The organism is Pseudomonas nitroreducens TX1 (assembly GCF_000313755.1).
Taxonomy (GTDB): Bacteria; Pseudomonadota; Gammaproteobacteria; order Pseudomonadales; family Pseudomonadaceae; genus Pseudomonas; species Pseudomonas nitroreducens_A.
Window position 1 is genome coordinate 1 of the sequence record NZ_AMZB01000042.1, and the last position, 7,160, is coordinate 7,160.

The window sequence follows — 7,160 nt, forward strand, 5'->3', positions numbered from 1 at the left end:
TTTCAGAGAAAGACAGTTGCTCCTACGTCACCGGCGAGCGAAGGAGCGGACTCTGTCCGCGACTGGCTTCCGGCAACGCCGCTGCCCGGTTGCTCGCCGATCAGCCGATCAATTCCCGCACCCGATACCACGCCATCCCCAGTGCCAACAGCGGCGAGCGCAGCAGCTTGCCGCCGGGGAAGGTCAGGTGCGGCACGGCGCTGAACAGGTCCAGCCCCTTGCTTTCGCCCTGGTGGATGGCCTCGGCCAGCAGCTTGGCCGACCAGTGCGTGACGTTCAGCCCATGGCCGGAATAGCCCTGGGCGAAGTACACATTGGGATGCGACTTCAGCCGGCCGACCTGGGGGAAGCGGTTGGCGGTGATGCCGATCATGCCGCCCCACTGATAGTCGAGCTTCACCTGTTCCAGCTGCGGGAACACCTTGAGCACCTTCGGCCGCATGTAGGCGCCGATGTCGGCCGGGTCGCGACCGGAGTAGTGACAGGCGCCGCCGAACAGCAGGCGCCGGTCGGCGGTCAGGCGGTAGTAGTCCAGCCCCACCTTCTGGTCGCACAGCGCCATGTTCTGCGGGATCAGCTGTGCCGCCAGTTCCTCGGACAGCGGCTCGGTGGCCACCACGTAGCTGCCGGCGGGCAGTACCTTGCCCGTCAGCTTCGGCTCCAGCTCCTCCAGGTGCGCATTGCAGCCCAGCACCAGGGTCTTCGCCAGCACGCGGCCCTGGGCGCAGTGAACGACGGCGGTCGCACCGTGCTCGATGCGCAGCACCGGGCTCTGTTCGAAGATCTGCGCACCGAAGGACTTGGCCGCACGGGCCTCGCCCTTCACCAGGTCGAGCGGGTGCAGGTGGCCCGAGCCCATGTCGATGTGCCCGCCGGCGTAGCAATCGCTGGCGACCACTTCGCGCATGCGCTCAGGTGGCACCAGCCGGGTCTCGTGCGGGTAGTCCGAGGTGCTCAGCGACTCCTGCTCGCGGACCATGGCGGCGTATTGCGCCGGGGTATTGGCCAGCTCGCAGAAGCCCCAGCGCAGGTCGCACTCGATGCCCAGTTCCTGGATGCGTTCGGCGACCAGGGCCACCGAATCGACACCCGCCCGCTCGAGGTACTGCACGCCTTCCTCGCCGACGTACTTGGCGAAGCCGCTGACGTCATGGCCGATGCCGCGGATCAATTGGCCGCCGTTGCGCCCGCTGGCGCCCCAGCCGATGCGCCGGGCTTCCAGCAGCACCACGCAGTGGCCGCGGCGGGCCAGCTCCAGGGCTGTGTTCACGCCAGTGAAGCCGCCGCCGATCACGCAGACGTCTGCCCGCACATCCCCGGTGAGGGAAGGGTACTGCTGACGATCGCGGGCGGTCGCGGCGTAATAGGACGCGGCGTGCTCCTCGGTGTGCTTCATGGGACTTTCTCGACTCATTGGTTGAACTTGATCTTGCTCCAGCTGCGGGTCATCAGGCGCATGATCTTGGGTGGCGGCGCCTTGGCGATGTACAGCTTGTCGAGCACGGCCTGGCTTGGGTAGACCTCGGGGTTGTTCTGCATCTCATCGGGCAGCAGGGTCTTGGCGTCAGCGTTGGCGCTGGGGTAGCCGACGTACTCGCTGATGCCGGCGATCACCTTCGGATCGAGGATGTAGTTGATGAACGCCAGGGCCTGTTCCGGATGGCTCGCATCCGAGGGGATCGCCATCAGGTCGAACCACAGGTTCGCGCCTTCCTTGGGGATGGCGTAGGCGATCTCGATGCCGTTCCTGGCTTCCTTGGCTCGCGCGGCCGCCTGGAACACATCGCCGGAATAGCCGAAGGCCACGCAGATGTTGCCGTTGGCCAGGTCCGAGATGTACTTCGAGGAGTGGAAGTAGGTGACGTATGGGCGCACCGCCACCAGCTTGGCCTCGGCCTTGGGATAGTCCGCCGGGTTGGTGCTGTTGGGGTCCAGGCCCAGGTAGTTGAGCACCGAGGGGATCATCTCGTCGGGCGAGTCCATGAAGGCCACGCCGCACGCGTTGAGCTTCTTGATGTTCTCCGGCTCGAACAGCACCGACCACGAATCGATCTTGTCGACGCCCAGCACCTGCTTGACCTTGGCGACGTTGTAGCCGATGCCGTTGGTGCCCCACAGGTAGGGCACCGAGTGCTTGTTGCCCGGGTCGTTCTGTTCCAGCAGCTTGAGCAGCGTCGGGTCCAGGTGCTTCCAGTTCGGCAGTTGGCTGCGGTCGAGTTCGAGGAACACGCCGGCCTGCACCTGGCGGGTCAGGAAGTGGTTGGACGGCACCACCACGTCATAGCCGGAGCGACCCGCCAGCAGCTTGCCTTCGAGGGTCTCGTTGGAGTCGAAGACGTCGTACACCGGCTTGATCCCGGTGGTCTTCTGGAAGCCGGCGAGGGTGTCCGGAGCGATGTAGTCGGTCCAGTTGTAGATGCTGACGGTGGGTTCAGCATGCACGGCCGAGGCCATCATGGCCAGGGCGAAGGGCGCAAGGGTGCGCAGCAGTCTCATGGGGACTCCCGAATTGTTGTTGTGAAGTCGGTTGAGAGGGATCAGACGCTCAGCAGCAGGAACTCGCGCTCCCAGGAACTGATCACCCGCTTGAAGTTCTCGTGCTCGGTGCGCTTCACCGCCACGTAGCCCTGCACGAATTTTTCGCCGAGGAATTCCTTGAGCACGGCGCAGTCTTCCATCTGCTGCAGCGCATCCTCGATGGTGATCGGCAGACGCAAATTGCGGCGCTCGTAGGCGCGGCCCTGTACCGGAGCGCTGGGGTTGACCTGTTCGATCATGCCCAGGTAGCCGCAGAGCAGGCTGGCGGCCAGCGCCAGGTAGGGGTTGGCGTCGGCGCCCGGCAGGCGGTTTTCCACGCGCATGGCGGCGGGCGGAGCGGCGGGTACGCGCAGGCCCACGGTGCGGTTCTCTTCGCCCCATTCGACGTTCACCGGCGCGGAGGTGTCCGGCAGGAAGCGGCGGAAGGAGTTCACGTTCGGCGCGAACATCGGCAGCACTTTCGGGATGTACTTCTGCAGGCCGCCGATGTAGTGCAGGAACAGCTGGCTCATGGAGCCGTCTTCGGCGGCGAAAATGTTCTTGCCGGTGGCGATGTCCAGCACGCTCTGGTGGATGTGCATGGCGCTGCCGGGCTCGTCGGTGATCGGCTTGGCCATGAAGGTGGCGCTGACGTCATGCTTGAGCGCGGCTTCGCGCATGGTGCGCTTGAACACGATGATCTGGTCGGCCAGGCTCAGCGCGTCGCCGTGACGGAAGTTGATTTCCATCTGCGCCGGGCCGTCCTCGTGGATCAGCGTGTCCAGGTCCAGGCCCTGCAGTTCGCACCAGTCGTAGACGTCTTCGAACAACGGGTCGAATTCGTTGGCGGCGTCGATGGAGAAGCTCTGGCGGCCACTTTCCGGGCGACCCGAGCGGCCCACGGGGGCTTCCAGCGGGAAGTCCGGGTCGCTGCTGCGCTTGGTCAGGTAGAACTCCATCTCCGGCGCTACCACCGGGCTCCAGCCCTTGTCGGCGTACAGCTTGAGCACGCGCTTCAGGACGTTGCGCGGGGACAGCTCGATGGGATTGCCGACCTTGTCGAAGGTGTCGTGGATGACCATCGCGGTCGGCTCCAGCGCCCAGGGCACCAGGAAGATGGCGTCCGGGTCGGGACGGCAGACCATGTCGATGTCCGCTTCGTCGAGCAGGTCGTAATAGACGTCGTCGTCGACGAAATCGCCGGTGACGGTCTGCAACAGAACACTTTCGGGGAGACGCATGCCCCCCTCGCCGAGGAACTTGTTGGTGGGGGAAATCTTGCCGCGGGCGATGCCGGTGAGATCGCTCACCACGCATTCGACTTCGGTGATTTTCTGTTGCTTCAGCCGTTGCTCCAGTTGCTCGGCGGGGGTGGTCATACAAGCCTCGGTTTTTTTGGTTTTGTAGTGAATGCACATGCAGCGGGGGCTGCCAGGCGAGGCTAGTGTCGGCTGGAGCGGGCTGGCGTTCTATCCATTTTCCGCAAGGCTGGCGCTCGATCTGGAAGCGTCCGGCAATTCCGGCCTGCGGCGGCGCGCCTACCTGCTACGAGCCGATCGGCCTCCGGGCTTTGAACCCCTGCGGCCCATCCGATGCGCTGCAACGCCGGTTTGAAGGTGCTGCCCCTTACTGCAGTGCCGGGACGTCAGCGTAATCTGTCTGGGAAAGACGATGCTTTGGAATCATTCTTCTTCCAGGGCTGATGGATAGGATTATTCCGACAGGAACCTAAGAATCTAACGACCGTACTTCCCTAGGGGGCTCCCTAGAATTCCGCCGGTGCCGCAGGCCGTCGCCTGCAGGAATCTCCAGCTGCTTTCGAGGGTGTGAAAATGAAACTCCGTGTTCTAGTCGTAGCGATCTCTGCGGTCGCGGTTCTGGCCGGTTGCGACCAGGTTTTGCCGACAAAGCGTCCGGTGCAGAACGGGCTGGTCGCGACTCCCGCCCTGCCGATCATCAAAGAGGCTATCCATTCGTTGTCGCCAACCTTCAATGGCAAACGTGTTCCGGTATTGGTCAACCAGCTGTGTGCCCTGGCCCAGGGACAGGTTACGCCTGAGCAGAACCGCACTCAGCTTGCCGCCTTGGGTTTGGCACCCGACAAGATTGACCAGAAGGGACGCGATGCGCTGGCGCTGCTGGTGAATGGTGACCGGGCAGCCCAGGCCACCGCCTGTGCGGCATACCTGGCCAGTTCGGCACTGGTGCCGCTAAATCCGCAGGAGCTGATGCGTGACGTGCCGCCCAAGGCCAAGGTGGCCGAGAAGCCCGCGCAGGAAGAGAAGGGGCATGCGTCCAAGGATCGCGCGGAAAGCCCGACCGTTGCGGCGGCCCAGCCCACGCGGGAAATCGATCCGCAGGCATTGAACAGATTCCTGCCGTTGCGCCTGGCCCACGCACGGGCCGACGCGGACATCTTCGCCTATATCGCCCAGCGTCTGTCCGAACAGCCGGGCCTGAGCGTGGCGCAGTATGGCGACCAGGCTCGGCAGTTGTTTGCGAGCCTGGCTCCGAGCTACCTGAAACTGGTGCAGCAGCATCTGCCGGCGCCCAGCGCGACACTGCGCCTGAACCAACTGGATGGTTTCAACCTGAGCTTCGACAGTGACGAAGGTACACGTTACAGCGCAACGAGCTTTGGCGGTATGACGCTTGAGCAGGACGGTCAGATGTGGCTGGGCCGTGGCCTTATCCAGGGCACCGACTACCGGGTCCAGGCGGCCTTTGTGGCGCCCCCCGCAACAAAGGCCATCGCTGCGCAATGATCCTCCCGGACGGGGTTTGCACCCCGTCCTTTTTTCCTTTCTTTCTTCTGCTACGCCTTCGCTCTGCGACCTGAACGTCAGCCGATTCGTCTCCGGCTGCTCATGTTTTTGCGCTCAATCCTGCGATTCATGCGATTCCACTGCTCATTCAGCGATTGCTCAGGCAGGCGTACGCCCTTGCCTGCGAAACGGGTGGAGATCCTTTGTGGCCCTGCACTTCAGAGGCCTCCAACGTGTCCGGGGTATCCATTAGGGTCGTACGAATTCGAACCTTTCTCTGACCCCGATTTCCGTTCTTCGGAAAACCCCTACGCGGTGTTAAGAGTGCCCTGAATTCGCCGAATTCCCTCGCTCCATAGCATTTGCGCACCCGCCCACCAAACCCTATTCCGGGTCTCGGCTGCTGCGGAAGCCAACTGTTAATTGGAGATTTCATTCATGAATTTTGTGTATCGCAGCGTCTGGTGCGAGAAGACTGGCACCTATGTGGCTGCGTCGGAGCTGGCCAAAGGCAAGACGAAGTCGCCGACAGCGCGTATTGCTGCTCTTGCAGCGACGTTGGGCCTGAGCGCTCTGGGGTATGTTGACGTCGCTTCAGCCTCGGGGCTGGACGGTGGAACGGTCGTGAAATCTACCCAGATCGCAATTGGCGATGGCGCTCAGGTAACGGCCAATACCAACGATGGCGGGCCGGGTATTGCGATTGGTTCGCAGGCGTTGAGTTCGGGAGCCTATGGTGTGGCAATCGGGGGCGACAGCTCCGCGGCAGGCGATGGCTCTACAGCGTTGGGATATGCCGCCATCGCCAGCGGTGGTCCCTACGCCACCGCATCAGGTTATAGAGCAACGGCAGATGGCGAAGTCGCGTCGGCGTTTGGAGCCCATTCATATGCCACCTGGCATTCAACTGCCATCGGAGCATACTCGAGCGCGAGTGCTGGAAATTCCGTGGCGTTGGGCGTGAATTCAGTGGCTGATCGTTCATCGACCGTGTCGATCGGCAGCAGTACCGGCCAACGTCAGCTCGTCAATCTTGCTGCAGGTACGCAAGATACGGATGCCGTGAATATTTCCCAGCTTAAAGGGCTGGCAAGTGGCTTTGGTGGTGGAGCAGTCGTAAATCCGAACGGCTCGATCACGGGCCCGAGTTACACCGTGACCAATCCCGATGGCACGGTCACCATCGTCAACAACGTTGGGGACGCACTCACCAACCTGGATGGCCGTACCGCCCAGAACACCACCGCGATCACCAACATCACCAATGGCGGTGGCATCAAGTATTTCCACGCAAACTCCACCCTGGGCGACTCCCGCGCCACCGGCGCGAATGCCCTGGCCATCGGCCCGGCGGCTGTTGCCCAAGGCCAGAACAACATTGCCATTGGTAACGGCGCGCAGTCGTCCATCGCAGGTACGGCAGATGGCAACATAGCGATTGGCTCCGGTGCCGTGAACAACAATACCGGCGATGGCGCCATCGTCATCGGCCGTAACGCTGTTATCAGCGATATTGGGGGCAACTCAGGGGTTCTGGGCGCCGGTTCGATTGCCATGGGCGATGGTACCTTCGTCTACGGAAACGGCGGAATCGCCATGGGCCAGGGCGCGCGATCCACTCATTCGTACAACATTGCTCTGGGGCAGGGTGCGCAATCCACCGGCGGTATCGGGTCCCTGGCATTGGGCTTCGAAGCTGCTGCGTCTACTGCCAATTCCGTAGCGCTGGGCTCAAGCTCGACCACCACCGCCAACCTGGGTGCCGCAGGCTACAACCCAGGTAGCCGCGCTCTGTCGGGTACCGCGCCGGGAAGTGAAGTCTCCATCGGCAGTTCCGGCGCCGAACGCCGCCTGACCAACCTGGCCGCGGGCTCCGCA

Annotated in this window: 5 protein-coding genes; 2 read left to right on the forward strand and 3 right to left on the reverse strand. The window is 63.1% G+C overall.

Going from position 1 to position 7,160, the window contains the following annotated elements:
- Nucleotides 1-100: 100 nt before the first annotated feature.
- From C167_RS0100580 to C167_RS0100590, 3 genes are read right to left on the reverse strand one after another with little or no spacing between them, the layout of a single operon-like run.
- Nucleotides 101-1,396 carry an NAD(P)/FAD-dependent oxidoreductase gene (locus C167_RS0100580; protein ID WP_017516344.1) on the reverse strand — a complete coding sequence of 432 codons (1,296 nt, stop codon included), beginning with the start codon at nucleotides 1,394-1,396 and terminating at the stop codon, nucleotides 101-103.
- Nucleotides 1,397-1,410: 14 nt separating this feature from the next.
- Nucleotides 1,411-2,496, reverse strand: a complete 1,086-nt coding sequence (locus C167_RS0100585) for a polyamine ABC transporter substrate-binding protein (protein ID WP_017516345.1) — start codon at nucleotides 2,494-2,496, stop codon at nucleotides 1,411-1,413.
- A gap of 41 nt (nucleotides 2,497-2,537) precedes the next feature.
- Nucleotides 2,538-3,896: a glutamine synthetase family protein gene (locus C167_RS0100590; protein WP_017516346.1), complete on the reverse strand. Its 1,359-nt coding sequence runs from the start codon at nucleotides 3,894-3,896 to the stop codon at nucleotides 2,538-2,540.
- A gap of 453 nt (nucleotides 3,897-4,349) precedes the next feature.
- On the opposite strand from C167_RS0100590, the gene C167_RS0100595 reads away from it, so the two are divergent.
- Both C167_RS0100595 and C167_RS34370 read left to right on the forward strand, forming a co-directional pair.
- Nucleotides 4,350-5,282 carry a hypothetical protein gene (locus C167_RS0100595; RefSeq protein ID WP_157791802.1) on the forward strand — a complete coding sequence of 311 codons (933 nt, stop codon included), beginning with the start codon at nucleotides 4,350-4,352 and terminating at the stop codon, nucleotides 5,280-5,282.
- 438 nt (nucleotides 5,283-5,720) lie between these two features.
- On the forward strand, nucleotides 5,721-7,160 hold a 1,440-nt coding region (locus C167_RS34370; RefSeq protein ID WP_268744078.1), incomplete at its 3' end, for an ESPR-type extended signal peptide-containing protein.

Excerpts from the sequence above, each read along its gene's own strand:
- C167_RS0100590 (WP_017516346.1), bottom strand. The coding sequence starts at position 3,896 with ATGACCACCCCCGCCGAGCAACTGGAGCAACGGCTGAAGCAACAGAAA.
- C167_RS0100595 (WP_157791802.1), top strand. The coding sequence starts at position 4,350 with ATGAAACTCCGTGTTCTAGTCGTAGCGATCTCTGCGGTCGCGGTTCTG.
- C167_RS0100580 (WP_017516344.1), bottom strand. The coding sequence starts at position 1,396 with ATGAAGCACACCGAGGAGCACGCCGCGTCCTATTACGCCGCGACCGCC.
- C167_RS0100585 (WP_017516345.1), bottom strand. The coding sequence starts at position 2,496 with ATGAGACTGCTGCGCACCCTTGCGCCCTTCGCCCTGGCCATGATGGCC.